Below are 20091 nucleotides of genomic sequence, written 5' to 3' on the forward strand. Positions count from 1 at the left end.
AATATTTATAGCAGGCGTGTATGAACACCTGCTATAAACAATTTAGTTATCGTATATTTCATTTATTTCTTTTTCGTATGCCTGAGTAATCTTTGAACGTTTTATTTTCATTGAAGGAGTTAGCAAGTCATTTTCTATTGTGAAGTCGTTAATCAAAATTTTATATTTTTTGATTGATTCTGCACGAGAAACAGACTTATTAGTCCTTTCAATAGCTTTTTCAATAGATTCTATTACACGTGTGTTGTGTATGGCTGTTGAAACATCCATTAGAGGAAGTCCCTTATTTTTTAGCCATACAGGTAACATTTCTCTGTCTATAGTAAGTAGACAAGAGATGAATGGTTTTCCATCACCTACAATAATTGCTTGAGAAATTAATGGGTGGCCACGTAAAGAGTCTTCTAGAATAGCTGGAGAAACATTTTTTCCACCTGCTGTAACAATTATGTCTTTTTTCCTGCCTGTGATATACAAATAACCTTCGTCATCTAAATACCCTAGGTCACCAGTGTGGAACCAGCCATCTTTTATAGCTTTATTAGTTTCTTCTTCGTTATGATAGTACCCAGGAGTAACGGAAATACCTTTAACTACGATTTCTCCGTCATCTAAAACTTTACATTCCATACCTTGAATTATGCTACCAACTGAGCCAATTTTATTCTTATTTGGCATATTCACTGATAGAGGACCTAGAGTTTCAGTAAGTCCGTATCCTTCAAGAATGTTTATTCCAGCACCATGGTAGAAATGTCCGAGCCTATCTCCTAGTGGAGCTCCACCACTAATTGCAAATTCAGCATTTTCCCCTAGTAACTTTTGCAATTTTGCATATACTAGGCGGTTAGCTATTTGACGTTGTACTCGCAATTTGAAGTTAGGGCCTTTTTCAGTGAAAGTAAGCTTTGAATATTGTATTGCCACTTTGGAAGCCCAACGGAAAATCTTTTGTTTGAAACCAGTTGCTTGTGTATCAGCTGTGTTATAGATTTTCTCAAAGACTCGTGGAACTGCTAGTACATAAGATGGTTTGAAAGCTCCAAGGTCTGAAATAAGGTTCTTTATGTCAGGGCTATGACCTAGTACACCAGGTCCAGCAATAGTTAGAACTTGACAGAATCTTGCCAAAACGTGAGCTAGAGGAATAAATAATAGTAGCCTAGTGCGTTTTTTATTCACAACCTCTGGAATGAAAGACATACCACATAGAGATAAAGTAACAAAATTAGAGTGTGTTAGTATAGTTCCTTTAGGTCTACCTGTTGTTCCAGAGGTGTAAACGATTGTCGCTATATCTTCCATTGTAAGATTATCGCAACGTTTTGTAACTTCTTGGCGAGGTATTAGTCTGCCTTGATCGCGCAAAGTTTCAAGATCATGATTTTCAATACAGAAAATGTTCTTTAGATTTGTTTTGCTCTTCACGGACTGTACAAGTCTTTGCAATGAGGCATTTTCGACGAATATAGTGGATATCTCAGCGTCTGTTAGAATCCACTCTATCTGGTCAGCTGAGGAAGTTTCGTATACAGGAACAACGATTAATCCTGCTGACCAGCTAGCAAAGTCTAGTAATGTCCATTCATAGCGTGTGCGGCTCATTATGGCAATTTTATCACCTGGTTGTAACCCTAAAGATATTAGTCCACGAGCGACTGCTGTTACTTGTTCGCCAAATTCAGAAGCTGTTAGTTTCTGCCAGTTATTACCAAGGTCAGTTTTACGTTCAATTATGACGCCGTTGGGATTTTTTCTTATGCGTCTGTGTAATAACCAAGGTATATTCATCCATTTTTGCGTTTTAACCGCTTCAGGAGCTTTCCAATATGAAATTTTTTTGCTCATAATATCACCGCTCATCTTTTACTTTTTTACCTTTGCAGGAGGTTCACCTAGTTTGTAATCAGAAACAACTGGTGTTTGAGTATCAGCTGTTTCTAGTTGCAAATCACCTTGAATATTTGCAGCCAATTGCAAGTCATTTACAACTTTTACAACTAGTTCTTCATCTGCTTTGTTAACTTGTATTGTTACACTTTCATAAGGAGTTTTCTGTGATACTTTTTGTTCTGACTTTACTTTACGTAGAACTGCAAGTGTCTGACTTGCTAGATCAAGTAGAGCAGTATCGCCAGCAATTTCTTTTAGGCCGCATCCACATGGCCATTTAGCAACGTGAATTGAACCTTCGTTATACCATGACCAAACTTCTTCAGTTGCGTATGGTAAGAATGGAGCTAGTAGTCGTAGAACATTATCGATGACAATTGATAGTGCTGCATGAGCTGATTTTTGTGCTTTTTCGTCGAATAAAGCATTATCTCCATAAGCTCTGGTCTTTACCAATTCAATGTAGTCATCACATAGTGTCCAGAAGAACGTTTCAGTTACCTCTAAAGCACGTGCATGGTTGTATTCTTCAAAGGCTTTTGTTGCTTCTTCAATGACTTTTAGCAAAGTAGCAATAAGTGCCTTGTCTATATCTTCAGTAATTAGACTTGGATCGTTTACTAACCCGTTTTCTTGCATAGAGAAAGCAAATCTTGAGGCATTCAAAAGCTTGATAGCTAAGCGACGGCCAATTTTCATCTGTCCTTCGTCGAAAGATGCGTCTGTTCCTAGTCTTGCACATCCTGCCCAGTAGCGCACAGCATCTGCACCGTGTTTTTCAATTAGAGGCAGAGGAGTAACTACGTTTCCTTTAGACTTTGACATCTTTTTGCGGTCAGGGTCTAAAATCCAGCCTGATATTGCAGCATTTTTCCATGGCAATTCATCGAACTCTAGGTGTGAACGCAAAAGTGTTGTAAATAGCCAAGTACGAATAATATCTTGACCTTGTGGGCGAACGTCCATAGGGAATACTCGTTTGAATAGGTCTTCATCATGCAAGTATCCTGATGCGATTTGTGGTGTAAGTGAAGATGTTGCCCAAGTGTCCATAATGTCTATTTCACCAACAAAACCACCGGCTTTACCACGTTGGCTTTCGGCATATCCGTTAGGTACATCTGTTGTTGGGTCAATTGGAAGTTGATCAAGTGATGGTGTAATAATCTTTGAGTAATCAGTTTCGCCATCTTCATTTACTTCGTACCAAATTGGGATAGGCACACCGAAGAAACGTTGACGTGAAATCAACCAGTCAGAGTTTAAACCGTTAATCCAGTTTTCGTAGCGCACTCTCATGAAATCTGGGTGGAAGTTTAGTTCTTTACCACGAGCTAATAGTTCTTCGTTTAGTGGTTTTTCTTTATTTAGCTGAGTGAAAGCTTTACCGCCGTTACGAATGTACCACTGACGTGAAGTTACGATTTCAAGTGGTTTATCGCCTCTTTCAAAGAAGTTAGTTTTACGCATTGTTTTTTCTGGTTCACCAATCATTTCACCAGATTCACGTAGAGCATTTACTATTATTTCACGAGCTGAGAATGTTGTTTTACCAGCGATTTGCAAATATAGCTCTTTTGCTTTTTCTGTTTCTAGCCATGCTGGTAAGTCGCTAACAATACGGCCGTCTTTACCAATGATAGAACGGATAGGTAGAGATAGTTCACGCCACCACTGTACGTCTGTTATATCACCAAATGTACAGCACATAGCGATACCAGCACCTTTGTCTTTTTCAGCTGCTGGGTGTGCTAGAACAGGAATTTCTACGTCAAAGAGTGGTGATTTAACTGTTTTTCCAAATAAGTGTTCGAAACGTTCATCAGTTGGGTGAGCTACCAAGACACAGCAAGCTGGTAGTAGTTCTGGGCGTGTTGTTTCAATAACAACATCTTGACCATTTTCTAGGTGGAAAGCTAGCTTGTGGTAGTGACCCGGGTAGTCTCGAGATTCCAGCTCAGCCTGTGCTACTGCTGTTTGGAAAGTTATATCCCATAGACCTGGTGCATAATCTAAATATGCTTCACCACGTTCTAAGTTATTCAAGAAAGATGCCTGTGCTACTTTTTGTGCTTTTGAACCAATTGTTCTATAAGTTTGAGACCAGTCGATTGATAGACCTAGTTTTCTCCAGAGCTGTTCGAATTGCTGTTCGTCCTCTTCAGTTAGCTTTTCGCATAGTTCAATGAAGTTTTTACGTGAAATTGGTGTCTGGTCTGCTGCTTTGATTGATTTTCCTTCGCCACCTTCGAATTTTGGTTTGAAATCTGGGTCGTAAGGTAGTGATGGATCGCATCGTACACCGTAATAGTTTTGTACACGACGTTCTGTTGGCAAACCGTTATCATCCCAGCCTATTGGGTAAAATACTTTTTTGCCAGTCATTCTCTTGTATCGTGCAACTGTGTCTGTATGAGTGTAAGAAAAGACGTGTCCAACGTGCAAACTACCAGATATTGAAGGTGGAGGAGTGTCAATAGAGTATACTTGCTCACGAGTAGCTGTTTTGTCAAAAGAGTAAACTTGTTCTTTTTCCCAGCTCTCGCCCCATTTATCTTCTAGATTATCTAGGCTTGCTTTTTCAGGTAAATCTAATGTGGACATTCTTTCTTTTCTCTTTCTTCTCATAATTTGCGAAGTATATTTTTACTTATTTAGAATCTGGTCTTTTTCTGTTGTTGCTGACACAGCTTTTATAATAGCATTTGATAAGCCATATTCTTCAGCAGCTAGTATTCCTTCGATTGTTGTACCTCCAGCAGTACATAGCTCATCAATTAGTGAACCCATGCTAGAGCCATTTTGCACATCGTGTTCAGCTAGTGTTGCTGCTCCTTTTACTGCATTAGTCGCAATTTGTATTGCTGTTTTTTTATCTATACCGTATTTAGTAGCAGCTTTTGCCATTGCTTCAATGAACATGAATGTAAAAGCAGGAGAAGAACCCGCTATTCCTACAAAAGGAGAAAACTGTGTTTCGCTTTTTAATACGACTACGCTACCTACTTGTTCAAATAGTTCTTTAACAGTTTCTAATTGTGTAGGTGTAGTGTTTTCAGAAGGGAATATTCCTGTAGTAGAAGATGCGACTTTAGCTCCAATGTTTGGCATTACTCGTATTAATGGGTATCCACAAGCTGCGCTATAAATTTTATTTATGCTAGTGCCAGCAGCTACTGATACAACTACGGGTTGTCTTGATTTTAGAGTCTGTGCGATTTCTGAGACTACGTGTGTGATTGCAAAAGGCTTTGTGCCAAGAATCACTAGATCACATTTTTCAGCTAGTTCTGTATTAGTTTTACAAGCATTTACACTTAGCTCTTTGGCTTTTATTTCTGTATTTTCTGGATTGCTTGTAGTAATGTAAATTTGGCTGGAAGATATGTAATTTCTATTTAAAAGACCAGTTATGATTGATGTGCATAATGCTCCGCACCCAATAAATCCTATTTTCATCTTTACCATTCTTCTTCATAAATATAATTACATTTTATAAAATTTTACACTAAGGATTAATTCTATAAATTTTTTTCGATATAGTCACATATTTTTACTGTGTATTTTGCAGATGTTTGGGAAAATGTATATTTTTGTTCACATTATATAAACAATTTGATTATTATTTATTACAATTTTTACCCAAATTATTCAGATTTTCTTATTTCGTATTATCTTAGCATTTAGCTTTAGATATTTTAAAGGGGTATACTTGTAGTATTGTTTATTTGAAGATTTTATCAGTGATGTTTTGTCGTAAAAGTATTGGAAGTTCTTATGCGTAAATCAAAAATTGTTTGTACGCTGGGTCCAGCAACATCTACATTAGAGCATATTCAGGCATTAGTTGATGCTGGTATGGATGTGGCAAGAATTAACCGTAGCCATGGTAGTGCTGCTGAACAAGAAGCTATGATTAAAAATGTGAGAACTGCTGCACGCCAATGTGGTAAACCAGTAGCTATACTTGTTGATTTGCAAGGACCTAAGATACGTTTAGAAACTTTTACTGATGAAAAAGTTTGGCTTGAACCAGGTACTTCTTTTACTATTACTACTCTTGACGTTGAGGGTAATAATCAAATTTGTGGTACTACTTTTAAATCTTTACCAGAAGATTGCCGTGTAGGTGACACTATTTTGATTGATGATGGTAACGTTTCTTTGCGTGTTAAAAATGTTACTGATACAGATGTTGTATGTGAAGTAATTATTGGTGGATATGTATCTGATCATAAGGGAATAAATTTGCCGGGTGTGGCTGTAAATGTTCCTGCTTTGAGTGAAAAAGATAGGGAAGACTTAGCTTGGGCAATAGATATCGGGGCAGATTTTGTGGCTTTATCTTTTGTGCGTAGTGCTGATGATATTGAAGATGTGCACGAAATTATGACCCAAAAGGGTGTATTTTTACCAGTAATAGCTAAGATTGAAAAACCTCAAGCAGTTGATAAATTACAAGGAATTGTCGAGACCTTTGATGGAATAATGGTTGCACGTGGGGACTTAGGTGTTGAGATGTCTTTGGAATCTGTTCCTATGATTCAAAAAAGAGCTATAGCTATTGCTCGTCAAATGGCAAAACCTGTTATTGTTGCAACTCAAGTTTTGGATTCTATGATTCACAGTCCTCGTCCAACTCGTGCTGAAGCCTCTGACTGCGCTAATGCTATTTTGGATGGTGCTGATGGAGTAATGCTTTCTGGGGAGACTTCAGTTGGTAAATATCCTATCGAGTCTGTATCTACTATGAGTCGCATTATTGAGACAACTGAGCAGACTGAGGGTGTAAATATAGCTGAACTGAGTGCTATATGCCAAAATCAGGGAGGTATTTTAGCGCGTGCAGCTACAGCAATTGGTAACAGTTTGGATGCTAGGTATTTGGTGACTTTTACTCAGTCTGGCGATACCGCTAATCGTTTGGCATGTTTGCGTACTTTTATACCGATGATTGCTTTGACTCCTCTTGAAAGTACTAGAAATAAGTTAGCTCTTACGTGGGGAATGACTTCCTATATTATTGAGCAAGCTGATAATACCGATGATATGGTTCAAGTGGCTGACGAATTTTTGTCATCTATAGGATTAGTTGATCGTGGGGATAAAATCGTTATATTAGCGGGTATGCCTGCAGGAATTAGTGGCTCGATTAATTCAGTTATTATCCATACGATAGGGGATACTGGGTATTTGTCCCATAAATAATTACCTATTTCGTGATTGTTTTGTGACTTTTATGTATAGATTCTCGTAAAATTTGTGATATTTATTTGTGAACTGGTATGACTATCTTTTATGGAAGTTATATTTTGTTCCTTTTATATCGTATTTTGACCTGTAAATGTTCTAAATACTCGTATTTAATGTACATCGAGAGTTTATAATCTTGAATTTTTATAGGTATTTTATACGTGTGATTTGTGCCACTACATTTAACGGCATAGTTTTAGTGTTTTTAGAGTATGAACGCTGACTATTTTCTACTAATTAAATGTTCATTTGTATACTGTGTTTGTATTGCTTGAGGATAATAATTGTATATTTTGGTAAAGTAAATACTCTCAAATAGATTCAGCCAACTTTTTACTCGGTGCTTTACATTTTGTTTTGTAAATATCTTTATCCTATTTTCAAGTACATCTGTATGATGATATAAAAGTTATAAACTTATAAATCATTAATATTTTTAAAAAAATTTATAGGTAGTGCGGGAAATAAAATCTTTATTTACTTTATTAATTATTTGTAGTTTATTTTAAAAATTTTTTAGAATAATAAAAAGCTATAGCTGGTGAAGAACTATTGTATTTCCGGCAATAAAACGCGATTTTGTATTAGTTATATTAAATAAAAACTTCCAAAGACCTTAGTAAGTCTTTGGAAGAAAAAATGGTACCTCGGGTGGGATTCGAACCCACAACAAGCCGGGTTTGAGCCGACCGCCTCTGCCAGTTGGGCTACCGAGGCAATACCAAAACAACGATTTATATATTATATTTATATTGTCGAAATGTCAAAGATATTTTTATCAGAAATTTTATAGTGAGTTAAAATGTTGGAAAAAACAGGTAGAAGGGTGCTGGTCGCTGAAGACGAAGCTCTCATACGCTTAGATATAGTCGAAACTCTAATAGAAGCAGGTTTTGAAGTAGTAGCCGAAGTTGGTGACGGAGAATCTGCTGTACAAAAAGCTCTAGAATTAGAACCAGATTTATGTGTACTAGATGTGAAAATGCCAGGTATCGATGGTGTTACTGTAGCTGAAAGGATATTAAAGGAGATATCTTGTGCTGTGGTAATGTTAACCGCTTTTTCTCAAACTGAACTAGTTGAGCGTGCAAAAGATGCTGGAGCAATGGCGTATGTTGTGAAACCTTTTACTCAAGCTGACTTACTACCAGCTATTGAAATAGCTTTGAGTCGTTATGCTGAAATCGCTTCACTGGAACAAGAAATATCAGATTTGAGTATGCGCTTTGAGACACGCAAAAAGGTTGATAGAGCTAAGGGTATTTTGATGGAAAAAATGGGACTTAGCGAACCAGAGTCTTTCCGTTGGATACAGAAAGTTTCTATGGACAAGCGTCTATCTATGCATGAAGTAGCAGATGCTGTTATAAATCAGTTATCTGATTGATAATATTACTTTGGATAAATCTAATTTATTTGGATAATAGTGTGTTATAAATTAGATACGTAAATAATGTCAGGTTTACTACCGATAGGAAAATATGTCTAAAGATAAAGAAACTTTATTAGTAATTGATGGGCATTCAATGGCTTTTAGATCATTTTATGGTATAAAACCTGACAATTTTCAACTACCATCAGGTCAGTATACTAATGCTGTTTATGGTTTCTTCAACAGTTTATTGTTACTAATGCAGTCTGAATCTCCTCGGTATTTAGCTGTGGCATTTGACTATTCTAAGAAAACTTTCCGTAAGGATGAGTATCCTGACTATAAAGAAGGACGTAAGCCTACACCTGAAGAATTCAAAGGACAAATAGCCCTTATACAAGAGTTGCTTGATGCAATGAATATAAAGTGGTTTTGGAAAGAAAACTATGAAGCTGATGATATCGTGGCTACTTTGGCTAAGATGGCTGTGGACAACGGTGATAAAGTAACTATTTTCTCTGGAGATAGGGATGCACTACAGCTTGTTAACAAAAATGTTACTCTACGTTATCCGAAGATAGGGCATAGAGTTCCTTTAGTATATACACCAGAATCTGTTGAGAAAGATTTCGGGGTACCTCCTCATTTGTATTCTGATTTAGCTGCACTTACTGGTGAAAAGGCAGATAATTTACCAGGTGTTCCAGGACTTGGGCTCAAAACTGCTTTGGGATTGGTACAAAAATATGGCTCTTTGGACGCTATATTTGAAAACTTGCATGAACTAAGTGGACGTTATACTCGTAATTTGCCAGATAATGTTGAGTTAGTTAGAAGAAATCGTAGATTAAATACTTTATTAGATACCGTGCCGCTAGATATTTCTATGGAAGATTTACGTATTGAAGGTATGGATGAAGAAAAGACTTTGGCATTTTTGTCATCTATTTCTTCTAATCGTTTGAAGGAAAAGATTTTAGATATATTTCCTACAAAGGGTAAAGCTCGTAAGTCTATTCCAAAAGCGCAAGGGCAGACATGTGTAACTGATGAAGAATTTAGTAAATGGCTTGATAATAATTCATCTGATAAGTATGGTATCTGGATAACTGGTAATACGAATGTAGAAAACCCATACTTATCTAGAGTTTATATATCTACAGGTTTGCAGTGTGCAAAACTTGACTTTGATTTAAATAAAGATGGTTTTACTACTTTTGTGAATTTGTTGAGTAATCCTAAAGTGTCGAAAGTCTTTTTTGATTACAAGGGTTGCTTACAAAGTTTTTACACTCATGGAATTACTGACATAAACAATGTTCAAGATGTAATGCTGCAGTCTTATATATTAGATCCCGATAGAAGTAAATATATTTTAGAAGAGCTTATATTTTCTCATTTGGGATACGATATTTCTAATACTGAAGAACCAGAAGATTTATTCTCAGAGTTTGAAAATGATAGCCAAATTATGGATTTATCATGTGCGATTTTATCGTTGGAGAAAGTGCTTGTAGAAAAACTTGTAGAGCGTGATTTATATGCAACTTATGAAGATATTGAGTTGCCTACATCTAATGTGCTTTTTGACATGGAAAGAGTTGGAATTGCAATAGATGAGTACAGGCTCGAAGAACTAGAAAAAGAGTTCAATCAACGAGTTGAATTTGCCAAGAGACAAGCTTTTGAATCTATTGGACATGAAATCAACTTGTCCAGTCCGAAGCAACTCCAAGGTGTGCTATTCGATGAGTTAAAGATGCCATATACTAAAAAAACTAGGAATGGTTATACTACTAATGCTGAAGCATTGATGGATTTGTATATTCAAACAGGACATGAATTTTTGGGAGCTGTACTAGAACACAGGAATGTCATTAAGCTACATCAAATAGTTAAAACTTTGATGAAACATATCAACGAACAGGACGGACGTATACATACTACTTTCCAACAGCATGGAACAGCTACAGGTCGTTTGTCTTCAGTGAATCCAAATTTGCAGAACATCCCTTCACGTACAGATGATGGAAATAAAATTCGTGAAGTATTTATTCGATCAAATAAATATGAAGGACTTATGACTGCTGACTATTCTCAGATCGAGATGAGAATAATGGCGCATTTGAGTGAAGATGAAACTCTTATTACCGCTTTTAAAAATGGGGAAGACTTGCATAAAGTTGCTGCTTCTATTGTTTATGGAGTTCCTAAGGAAGCTGTAACCGATGTACAACGTTCTCACGTTAAAGCGGTAAGCTATGGTCTTGTTTATGGGCTAAGTCCTTATGGTTTGAGTCGCCAGCTAGCTATTGGGGTTGGACAGGCTCGTGACTTAATTGACAGATACTTTGAACGTTTTGGAAAAGTTAGAGATTTCTTGAATGAGCAGGTTAAGTTTGCTAGTGAGAATGGTTTCACTACCACAATTTTTGGACGTAAACGTTATATAACTGATTTGGACTCTGGTAGTTATAGTAGTCGTGAGGCAGCTAGACGTGCAGCATTAAACGCTCCGATTCAGGGTAGTGCTGCAGATATTATAAAAATAGCTATGGTCAATATTAGTAAGGCTTTAGAAGAAAACAAGATGAAGTCTAAGATGCTTTTGCAAATTCATGATGAACTCATATTTGATGTATATGAAGGTGAACGTGAAAGTCTGGAAATCCTAGTTAGACAAGCTATGGGTAATGCTACTTCTTTGAGCGTTCCTCTGGAAGTCGGTATTGGATTTGGAAATAATTGGCGTGAGGCAGCTCACTAAAGCTGAACACTTTGAATAAAATAGGATTTTATGCCGTAAATTAGTTGTTTTTATTGGCTTTAAGTTATATATTTAGGTTTGTATATTTTTATGGTGAGGTTTTGCCATGCTTTATATACAAATGTAATTGTTCCTACTATTTATTCTGGGGTTTTATTTAATGACCACCAATAATGACGGCATTATTGCCGTAAATGATATCGGCACAAAAGAAGATTTAATTGCTGCTATTGATGAAACAATCAAATATTTCAACGACGGTGACATCGTTGAAGGTACTATCGTTAAGGTTGACCGTGACGAGGTTCTACTTGATATCGGTTACAAGACAGAGGGTGTAATCCTATCTCGTGAATTGTCAATCAAACATGACGTTGACCCAGAGGATGTTGTAAAGGTTGGCGATCAGGTTGAAGCTCTTGTCTTGCAGAAAGAAGACAAAGAAGGTCGTCTTCTACTATCCAAGAAACGTGCACAGTACGAACGTGCATGGGGTGACATTGAAAAAGTTAAAGAAGCTGATGGTGTCGTCACAGGTACAGTCATCGAAGTTGTTAAGGGTGGTTTGATCCTAGACATCGGTTTGCGTGGTTTCTTGCCAGCCTCATTGGTAGAAATGCGTCGTGTACGCGATCTACAGCCATACATTGGTCGTGAAATCGAAGCTAAGATTATTGAGCTAGATAAGAACCGTAACAACGTTGTTCTATCTCGCCGTGCATGGCTAGAACACACACAGTCCGAAGTCCGTTCACACTTCTTGGAAACACTACAAAAGGGACAGGTTCGTTCTGGTGTTGTTTCCTCAATTGTAAACTTTGGTGCATTCGTTGATTTGGGTGGCGTAGACGGTCTAGTCCACGTATCCGAACTATCATGGAAGCACATTGATCATCCAAACGAAATTGTTGAAGTTGGTCAGGAAGTAACTGTTGAAGTTCTAGATGTTGATATGGATCGCGAACGCGTTTCATTGTCACTAAAGGCTACACAGGAAGATCCATGGCAGACATTCGCACGTACACACGCAATCGGTCAGGTTGTTCCAGGTAACATTACAAAACTTGTTCCATTTGGTGTATTTGTACGCGTTGAAGATGGTATCGAAGGTCTAGTTCACATTTCAGAACTAGCTGTTCGTCACGTTGAAGTTCCTGAACAGGTTGCAAACGTAGGTGATGAAGTATTCGTTAAGGTTATTGATATTGACCTAGAACGTCGTCGTATTTCATTGTCACTAAAGCAAGCTAATGAAGGCGTAGACACAGCTACTGAAGAATTTGATCCAGTAGCTTATGGTATGCCAATTGAATATGATGCAGAAGGTAACTATAAGTATCCAGAAGGTTTCGATCCAGAAACAAACGAATGGATGGAAGGCTTTGAAGCTCAGCGTGAAGCATGGGAAGCTGAATATGCTCGTGCACATGCTCGCTGGGAAGCACACAAAGCACAAGTTTCTGCAGCAAAAGAAGCTGATGCTGAAGAAGCAGCACAAGCTCCAGTTGAAGAAGCACCTGCTGAAGAAGCACCAGCTGAAGCTGTTGCTGAAGAAGGTACACTAGCAACTGATGAAGCTTTGTCAGCTTTGCGTGAGAAATTGGCTAACAACTAATTATTAGCTTTTATGGTGGATATCCTTTAGGGGTATCCACCATTTTGTTTTAATGTATTTATTTTGTTGTAATGCATTTTCGACAAGCATAAAGTGTGTTGGTAGTATGAAATGTATTTATCAAAAGTGCTATATTTTAGGGATTTAATATTACTAATAAAATATTACTTATAGATTTTGCCATCTAGGTACGAGTGTTTTTATAGTGGCGATAAGGTGTAAATGTCAGGCTTTTAAAGGAATAGGGAAGAAATATATATAGTTACGTATAGAAGAATATAGTTTTGAGTGGAAACTAAAATATACAGATAAATCAAAACATATTTTAGAGTTATTAGGTGAAAACTTACGTAAATATTTATTACAAGGGTCTACTTCAGTTTCAAAGCTTGCTGCTAAATCAATTATATATGTAATGGCTGTTGGCAAAAGTTTAAAAACGTTGATATTTTTAGTAAAAATTTATCTTGCTTGGCTATGGAGACTTTGGGGAAAACGCAGTTAGTGGAAGAAGATTTTTAGCTATAGCTAGGGGAAAAGAAAGACAGTTTTATCTTCACGTATTTTTAGGTAGTTATATGAAAAACACTGACCGCCAGTTGGCTTTTTAGAGGTTTTCTATTGAGTAACGGTGAAGTTAAAAGGTAAAACACAGTATTCTAAGTTAAAAACTGAACTAACAACTAAATATTCGTATGATATTGACGCCTATATAGATGGTAAGGCAGAATTTGTAAAAATATGCAATCGTAGGCTTTAGTGGGTAAATATAGCAAAAATGTTAAAGAAAATAAGTAAATATTTATATGGAAAATATTGTATGCTATTTATATATGTTTGTTACTTTTAGTTTGTTGAAGATTTATAGAAGATATTTTTGAAATAAAAACTTTATTGCACTACTTTAGATAAAGTTTTATATGTAGTGTTGTTTTGTAATTACTGTGGGATTTGACTGATTTTTCAGTCTTTTTACGGAAATATATCGATAAAATTAGATTTTGTACTATAAATATGGAAAAATAGTGATGATTGTTTTTCGAAACAGTCTAATTCACATGCCTTGAGTCAGATTGACTGCCACGGTTGTTTTCTATATTTTATAGAGATATTTGGTGGTTTTTGAGGCATTAGAACCTAGTAATAGGTATTGTAAACCGTAAACCTCGGGTTTTGAAAATCAAGACCCCCGATGCATTTTCCGGGAAACTGGCAATGCGAAAGGACGTGCTATGGCCGTCGTAACAATGCGCCAGCTGCTTGAAAGCGGCGTTCACTTTGGTCACCAGACCCGTCGTTGGAACCCAAAGATGAAGCGTTTCATCTTGACAGAACGCAACGGCATTTACATCATCGACCTACAGCAAACAGTTGCAGATATTGACCGTGCATACGAATTTGTACGCGAAACTGTACGCCGTGGTGGAACAATCTTGTTCGTAGGTACCAAGAAGCAAGCACAAGAGACAATTGCTGAACAAGCAACTCGCGTAGGCATGCCTTACGTAAATCATCGCTGGCTCGGTGGTATGTTGACAAACTTCAAAACTGTCCACAAGCGTTTGCAACGTCTAAAGGAACTAGAACAGATTGACTTCGAAGATGCATCTTCAACTGGTTTGACCAAGAAAGAACTTCTATTGATGCGTCGCGAACAGGAAAAACTATCACGCACTCTTGGTGGTATTCGTGATATGGTTAAACTTCCTGCTGCTCTATGGATTGTTGACACTAAGAAAGAACACTTGGCTGTTTCTGAAGCTCACAAGCTAAATATCCCAGTTGTTGCAATTCTAGACACTAACTGCGATCCAGATGAAGTTGACTACCGTATTCCAGGTAACGACGATGCAATTCGTTCTGTTTCCATCCTAACTCACGTAATTACAGAAGCAGTTGCTGAAGGTTTGCAGCTACGCAACGCTAAGAAAGCACAAGCAACAGAAGATGTAGAACGTGAATTGGCTAAGGCTGATGAAACACCAGCTGAAGAACCAAAAGTTGAAGAAGCACCAGCTGAATAATCGGTAGTAAAGGAAAAATAATGGCTAATTTTACAACAGCCGACATTAAAGCTTTGCGCGAACAAACAGGCGCAGGCATGATGGACGTTAAAAAAGCTCTAGATGAAGCTGATGGTAACGTTGAAAAAGCTTTGGAAATCATTCGTGTTAAGGGCCTAAAAGGTATTGCTAAGCGTGAAGGTCGTGCAGCAACAGCAGGTCTAATTCTAGTTTCTATTATTGACGAAGAAGCTGGACAAGCTGGCGTAATGATTGAACTAAACTCTGAAACAGACTTCGTTGCAAAGAACGAAAAGTTCATTGAATTTGCTAACAAAGTTATGCAAGCAGGTTTAGATGTAAAAGCAACAACACTTGAAGAACTATTGGCAGCTCCAGTATCCGAAGGCACAGTACAAGATCTAGTTGATTCAATTGCTGCTGTTATCGGTGAAAAGATTGTAGTACGCCGTATTGTTCGTCTAACAGGTGAACGCGTTACTTCATACCTACACTACACATCTAAAGATTTACCTCCACAGGTAGGTGTATTGGTAGCATCAGACGCAAACGCTGAATCAGTAGCTCACGACGTTGCAATGCACATTGCAGCATATTCACCAGAATATTTGCGTCGTGAAGATGTTCCAGCAGAAATCGTTGAAAAAGAACGCGCAACTCTTGAAGAAACAACTCGTGCAGAAGGCAAGCCAGAAGCAGCAATTGCTAAGATTGTTGAAGGCCGTATGGCAGGTTTCTACAAGGAAAGCGTTTTGCTAGATCAGCCATATGCTAAGGATCCAAAAGTATCCGTTGGTCAGGTTGTATCAGAAGCTAATGGTTCACTAGAATCATTTGCACGTTTCCGTGTAGGTGCATAATCTAAGCGAATACTAGCTTTGAAGTGGGTGGAGGATTTTCCTTCGCCCACTTTTGTTATTAAGTTTTTAAGCCACTAATTACGCCATAGGTATATTTAGATTTTGTTACTTTATTTTTTATACTGTAATACTGAGATAATATTTCATAGGCTTTTACTTATGATGAAAATTCGAAATAACGTTGAGATAATAACGAATATGTACTTATTGGTTATAAGCGGATACAGTAATCATAGTTTTCATATAACAGCCCTTTTGCGTGCAAGAGGTCTTAAATATTGGGTTAGTGAAGTAGAATTAGCTGAAAACTATAGAGTGTATGGCTATGCAGTAGCAATCAGAAACCCGTTATAATCTTGCCATATAAGGTAAGATGAGCATAAAAATAAAGTTAGCGTGAAAATAAACTAAAGTCACTTTCACGCCGATAATAGTCTGTAAATATAAGAACTCTATAAAGCTTTCACAAATTCATCAATTTGTTCTTTTAGAGCTACCTTGTTTTCTTCACTTAATTCAAATTTTCCAGTTGTAAAAGCTTCACCTGGAAGAATAATTCCAACAGTTTTATCAATAGGAGACAAACTTATAAACTTTGCCACATCTAGTGTCTGAGCAATACTATATGAAGCGGCACTGCCACCAGCAACGCCACTTATAGCAGTTGTTTTGTTTACTATAAAATCAGGAGCACCCATTTTACCTTGTTCGGGTGAGCGAGAAATCCAGTCTAAGAAATTCTTCAAAACTGAAGGCAAACTGTGGTTATACTCAGGAGTTACAATCCATAGTCCGTCAGAATTCTTTAGTTCTTGCCTAATTTGTGTTACCGGTTCAGGTGCTGGAAACTCGATATCTTGGTTAATAAAAGGTAGTTGAGAAATATCTACCTGTTTTGTGCTGTAACCCAATACTTCTAGTTCATTTTTTATAAAATCAATTGCTTTTTGATTAAAAGATTCCTTACGAAGCGAACCATTTACAAATAATATATTTTTTGACATATTTTCCCTTAAATAGAATAAAATGAGTTTTCATATCGTATCTTCTATCTACTTTTAACATATTTATACTAGGATTATTCCAATAAAGTAAAGTGTATTTTTACTTTTGTTAATCTATGTTAAATGTAAAATTTATATACTCTAACAATAGGACAAAGTGCATTCTCTCATGTAAAAACCATATGCTCTTGCACACAAAACCAGTGTACAACCACATGTTACTTAACATGACTAAATTTTAATTACAGTAAAGTTACATTTGTGTAGCAATGTAGTTACAAAAAGAGTTACAAAATTATTTACGTAGTTCTTAAAACAAACTACTCAAAAATTGTAAAATTTAAACATATTTTTTAATAAAAGTAGTTATCTTTCAACATAAAAATCAATTTGTAGTATTATAAATGTCATAGGTGTAGACGCCGTTGTCTAGAATTTTACGTTCACTACTCAAATAGGTACACAAAATGGAATACAGAATTGAACATGACACAATGGGAGAAGTAAAAGTCCCAAAAAATGCTTTATACTCAGCACAAACCCAAAGAGCTGTAGAGAATTTTCCAATATCTGGTATAACACTTACTCGTCACCATATAGGTGCTTTAGGTCAAATAAAAAGGGCAGCAGCAATTGCTAACTCAGAACTCAAAGTTATAGATGAAAAAATAGCTCAAGCAATTGTTCAAGCAAGTCAAAAAGTGATAAACGGAGAATGTGATAGCCATTTCCCAATTGATGTATTTCAAACTGGTTCGGGTACTTCTTCTAATATGAATGCTAATGAAGTTATTGCTAATTTAGCGACACAAATACTAGGTGAGAAAGTACATCCGAATGACCATGTTAACGCCTCTCAATCCTCAAACGATGTTTTCCCATCATCAATACATATAGCTGCAGTAGATGCTATTAATACTATCTTACTTCCGAATCTGAATATTTTACTCGAATCTTTGAATAAAAAATCTAAAGAGTGGGAAAAAGTAGTCAAATCTGGTCGTACACACCTAATGGATGCGACACCTATCACCTTAGGTCAGGAATTCTCAGGGTATGCATCTCAAATTAGCAAAGGGATAGATAGGGTAAAGCAGTCGTTACCAGACTTACTTGAATTACCTTTAGGTGGCACTGCTGTAGGTACAGGAATAAACACTCCTAAAGGTTTTTCAGCAAGGGTTATAGAGCTAATTACTGAAAATATGCAGTTACCATTCAAAGAAGCTGATAATCACTTTGAAGCACAAGCTGCTCAGGATAGCGTAGTTCAGGTCTCTGGTGCGTTGCGTACGATTGCTGTCTCACTAGTAAAGATTGCTAATGACTTACGCTGGATGGGCTCAGGACCACGCACTGGTATAGGTGAGATAGCCTTGCCAGATTTACAGCCCGGATCATCAATTATGCCTGGAAAAGTAAATCCAGTCATACCTGAAGCTACTATTATGGTTAGCGCTCAAGTTATAGGTAATGATGCGACTATAGCTTTTGCTGGAGCTCAAGGAAACTTTGACTTGCTAGTAATGTTGCCGGTTATGGCTAAGAATTTGCTCGAGTCTATTACTCTTATTGGTAATGTTTCAAAAGTTTTGGCTCAAAAGTGTGTAGATGGAACTACAGCTAATGTTCAAAGGTGCAAGATGTTAGCAGAGTCTTCGCCTTCAATAGTAACTCCTTTGAATCGTTACATTGGATATGAAAATGCAGCTAAAATCGCGAAATATTCTGTGAAAGAAAACCTAACAATTAGAGAAGCTACTTTAGAGTTAGGCTATGTTGATAGGGGAGAAATTAGTATAGAAGATTTGGATAAAGCTTTAGATGTATCTTCCATGACAAAGCCAAAAGACTAGTACTTATTTTTTCAGGTCTGTAAAGCTCTTTCTTACAAGGGCTTTACAGATTTTATATTTAAAAACTAGCTCAAGTATGAATATGAAATCTAAGAACAAGCTTATTTATATAGTTAAACTTTTATAGTACATCGCTGAATATGACCTTTGAATGCTTAGTTTTGCAAATGTTAGTAACTCTAGATGTGAAATACAAATACGATTATTAAAGTTATAAAATCTTCACTCAACTATCGTAAAAATGCCGTTTTGTCACATTATAGAAAAAGACGATAAACAATAAAATAAATAATTTAAAAAAGAACTAGATAAAAAGTAAATGAAATTTTAGAATTAACTGGGAATAAAATCTATGTGTTTAAAACATGGACTAATAGTGGCAACCAACAAGGAATAAGAAGGTAAATATATAAGGAAAAAGAAAAATGCTTCAAAATAATATTGACCCCCAATGCAAAGAAAAAGTAACGAATGAACAAGCATATAGGGGAGCAAAATATTACGATTTAATTGCAGTTGCCTTTGTTAGCTTGCTGATAGTTTCAAATATTGTAGCGACAAAATTAATCGGTTTAGATTTCGGAGTAATTAATTTAATTTTTGATGGTGGGGCAATTTGTTTCCCATTCACTTATATTCTTGGAGATGTACTTAGTGAAGTATATGGTTTTAAGGCGTCAAAGAGAGTTATAGTAACAGGTTTTATAGTATCAGTCGTAGCTTCTACGATTTTTTATATAGTTCAATTGTCACCAGTAGGTCCAGGGTACGAAAATCAAGCTGCGTATGAGGCTGTACTAGGATTTGTGCCTAGAATTGTTTTAGCTTCATTAACTGGATACTTTGTAGGACAAATTTTGAACTCAATAGTTTTAGTTAAAATAAAAGCAAGATTTGGCGAAGAAAAACTATGGGTACGCCTTGTTTTCTCAACTTTAGTCGGTGAAGCTGCTGATACAATCATATTCTGTACAATAGCATTTTACGGAGTAATAACTGGAGCTGAGTTCTTGAACTACTGTATTACAGGTTATGTTTATAAATGTTTGCTAGAAATAGTAATGTTGCCACTAACTTATAAGGTAATTTCTTGGGTTAAAAAGCATGAAATTGACTATTATACTTTAGGTAAAAACTAGAAAAACTTAATAACTTTACTTAAATCGAAATATAGTAAGTTTAATGTAGAGTAGTCTAATATTGCTTTATGAAAAATTGTTGTGTCTTATGTATTGCTTGTGATACGTGAAGGTTAGTAGATAAGAAAATACGAATCTAATGTGTTTCAAATACGTAGGGCACAACACAGTTTACCTAGTGAGTATACTAGTTTGAGAATTTTATACTGAAATAATAGTTATGTACTTTTGGAGTTTGCATACAGGAAAATCATTCATACATTTTATAAACTTTTATAATCTGAAATAGATTTTAAAGCATTAAACGA

Annotated in this window: 15 protein-coding genes and 1 tRNA gene; 11 read left to right on the top strand and 5 right to left on the bottom strand. The window is 36.4% G+C overall.

The window, feature by feature from the left end; genetic code table 11:
- Window positions 1-42: 42 nt before the first annotated feature.
- From HCQ94_RS02285 to proC, 3 genes are read right to left on the bottom strand one after another with little or no spacing between them, the layout of a single operon-like run.
- Window positions 43-1848 (bottom strand): AMP-dependent synthetase/ligase, encoded by a 1806-nt coding sequence (locus HCQ94_RS02285; RefSeq protein WP_232525744.1) that lies wholly within the window; start codon window positions 1846-1848, stop codon window positions 43-45.
- 18 nt (window positions 1849-1866) lie between these two features.
- Window positions 1867-4497 (bottom strand): valine--tRNA ligase, encoded by a 2631-nt coding sequence (gene valS / locus HCQ94_RS02290; RefSeq protein WP_166981484.1) that lies wholly within the window; start codon window positions 4495-4497, stop codon window positions 1867-1869.
- 42 nt (window positions 4498-4539) lie between these two features.
- Entirely contained in the window at window positions 4540-5361 is an 822-nt protein-coding gene (gene proC, locus HCQ94_RS02295) for a pyrroline-5-carboxylate reductase (RefSeq protein WP_166981487.1), read from the bottom strand.
- 309 nt (window positions 5362-5670) lie between these two features.
- Between proC and pyk the strand changes: the two genes are divergently transcribed.
- Window positions 5671-7101: a pyruvate kinase gene (gene pyk, locus HCQ94_RS02300; RefSeq protein ID WP_166981490.1), complete on the top strand. Its 1431-nt coding sequence runs from the start codon at window positions 5671-5673 to the stop codon at window positions 7099-7101.
- Window positions 7102-7786: 685 nt separating this feature from the next.
- On the opposite strand, the gene HCQ94_RS02305 is transcribed toward pyk, so the two are convergent.
- A tRNA-Leu gene (locus tag HCQ94_RS02305) sits at window positions 7787-7863 on the bottom strand.
- Between the two features lie 85 nt (window positions 7864-7948).
- Between HCQ94_RS02305 and HCQ94_RS02310 the strand changes: the two genes are divergently transcribed.
- The 8 genes from HCQ94_RS02310 (at window position 7949) to HCQ94_RS02345 (ending at window position 16138) form a co-directional block, all read left to right on the top strand.
- Window positions 7949-8533, top strand: a complete 585-nt coding sequence (locus HCQ94_RS02310; protein ID WP_166977272.1) for an ANTAR domain-containing response regulator — start codon at window positions 7949-7951, stop codon at window positions 8531-8533.
- 94 nt (window positions 8534-8627) lie between these two features.
- Entirely contained in the window at window positions 8628-11285 is a 2658-nt protein-coding gene (polA, locus tag HCQ94_RS02315; RefSeq protein ID WP_166981493.1) for a DNA polymerase I, read from the top strand.
- A gap of 160 nt (window positions 11286-11445) precedes the next feature.
- Complete coding sequence (gene rpsA / locus HCQ94_RS02320) at window positions 11446-12900, top strand: 30S ribosomal protein S1 (RefSeq protein ID WP_166977276.1); 1455 nt, start codon at window positions 11446-11448, stop codon at window positions 12898-12900.
- 268 nt (window positions 12901-13168) lie between these two features.
- Window positions 13169-13405 (top strand): GrpB family protein, encoded by a 237-nt coding sequence (locus HCQ94_RS06320; RefSeq protein WP_166982206.1) that lies wholly within the window; start codon window positions 13169-13171, stop codon window positions 13403-13405.
- Window positions 13406-13531: 126 nt separating this feature from the next.
- Window positions 13532-13660 (top strand): GrpB family protein, encoded by a 129-nt coding sequence (locus HCQ94_RS02330; RefSeq protein WP_166981496.1) that lies wholly within the window; start codon window positions 13532-13534, stop codon window positions 13658-13660.
- Window positions 13661-14132: 472 nt separating this feature from the next.
- The gene (gene rpsB, locus HCQ94_RS02335) at window positions 14133-14924 is read left to right on the top strand and encodes a 30S ribosomal protein S2 (protein WP_166977280.1); all 792 of its coding nucleotides are present in this window, start codon (window positions 14133-14135) and stop codon (window positions 14922-14924) included.
- A gap of 20 nt (window positions 14925-14944) precedes the next feature.
- Complete coding sequence (gene tsf / locus HCQ94_RS02340) at window positions 14945-15784, top strand: translation elongation factor Ts (protein ID WP_166977282.1); 840 nt, start codon at window positions 14945-14947, stop codon at window positions 15782-15784.
- 159 nt (window positions 15785-15943) lie between these two features.
- Entirely contained in the window at window positions 15944-16138 is a 195-nt protein-coding gene (locus tag HCQ94_RS02345; RefSeq protein ID WP_166981499.1) for a hypothetical protein, read from the top strand.
- A gap of 98 nt (window positions 16139-16236) precedes the next feature.
- Here the strand turns inward: HCQ94_RS02345 and HCQ94_RS02350 are convergent, their stop codons facing one another.
- The gene (locus HCQ94_RS02350) at window positions 16237-16788 is read right to left on the bottom strand and encodes an NADPH-dependent FMN reductase (RefSeq protein ID WP_166981502.1); all 552 of its coding nucleotides are present in this window, start codon (window positions 16786-16788) and stop codon (window positions 16237-16239) included.
- Window positions 16789-17255: 467 nt separating this feature from the next.
- Here HCQ94_RS02350 and HCQ94_RS02355 point away from each other — a divergent pair, with 467 nt between their 5' ends.
- Window positions 17256-18644 carry a class II fumarate hydratase gene (locus tag HCQ94_RS02355; RefSeq protein ID WP_166981505.1) on the top strand — a complete coding sequence of 463 codons (1389 nt, stop codon included), beginning with the start codon at window positions 17256-17258 and terminating at the stop codon, window positions 18642-18644.
- Between the two features lie 425 nt (window positions 18645-19069).
- Window positions 19070-19783, top strand: a complete 714-nt coding sequence (locus HCQ94_RS02360; protein WP_166981508.1) for a queuosine precursor transporter — start codon at window positions 19070-19072, stop codon at window positions 19781-19783.
- The last annotated feature ends 308 nt before the right edge of the window (window positions 19784-20091 follow it).

Source organism: Actinomyces sp. zg-332, assembly GCF_011751945.2.
In the GTDB taxonomy this organism is placed as follows: domain Bacteria; phylum Actinomycetota; class Actinomycetes; order Actinomycetales; family Actinomycetaceae; genus ZJ293.

Coding starts and splice junctions, on each gene's coding strand:
- HCQ94_RS02285 (WP_232525744.1), bottom strand. CDS start 1,848: ATGAGCAAAAAAATTTCATATTGGAAAGCTCCTGAAGCGGTTAAAACG.
- valS (WP_166981484.1), bottom strand. CDS start 4,497: ATGTCCACATTAGATTTACCTGAAAAAGCAAGCCTAGATAATCTAGAA.
- proC (WP_166981487.1), bottom strand. CDS start 5,361: ATGGTAAAGATGAAAATAGGATTTATTGGGTGCGGAGCATTATGCACA.
- pyk (WP_166981490.1), top strand. CDS start 5,671: ATGCGTAAATCAAAAATTGTTTGTACGCTGGGTCCAGCAACATCTACA.
- HCQ94_RS02310 (WP_166977272.1), top strand. CDS start 7,949: ATGTTGGAAAAAACAGGTAGAAGGGTGCTGGTCGCTGAAGACGAAGCT.
- polA (WP_166981493.1), top strand. CDS start 8,628: ATGTCTAAAGATAAAGAAACTTTATTAGTAATTGATGGGCATTCAATG.
- rpsA (WP_166977276.1), top strand. CDS start 11,446: ATGACCACCAATAATGACGGCATTATTGCCGTAAATGATATCGGCACA.
- rpsB (WP_166977280.1), top strand. CDS start 14,133: ATGGCCGTCGTAACAATGCGCCAGCTGCTTGAAAGCGGCGTTCACTTT.
- tsf (WP_166977282.1), top strand. CDS start 14,945: ATGGCTAATTTTACAACAGCCGACATTAAAGCTTTGCGCGAACAAACA.
- HCQ94_RS02345 (WP_166981499.1), top strand. CDS start 15,944: ATGATGAAAATTCGAAATAACGTTGAGATAATAACGAATATGTACTTA.
- HCQ94_RS02350 (WP_166981502.1), bottom strand. CDS start 16,788: ATGTCAAAAAATATATTATTTGTAAATGGTTCGCTTCGTAAGGAATCT.
- HCQ94_RS02355 (WP_166981505.1), top strand. CDS start 17,256: ATGGAATACAGAATTGAACATGACACAATGGGAGAAGTAAAAGTCCCA.
- HCQ94_RS02360 (WP_166981508.1), top strand. CDS start 19,070: ATGCTTCAAAATAATATTGACCCCCAATGCAAAGAAAAAGTAACGAAT.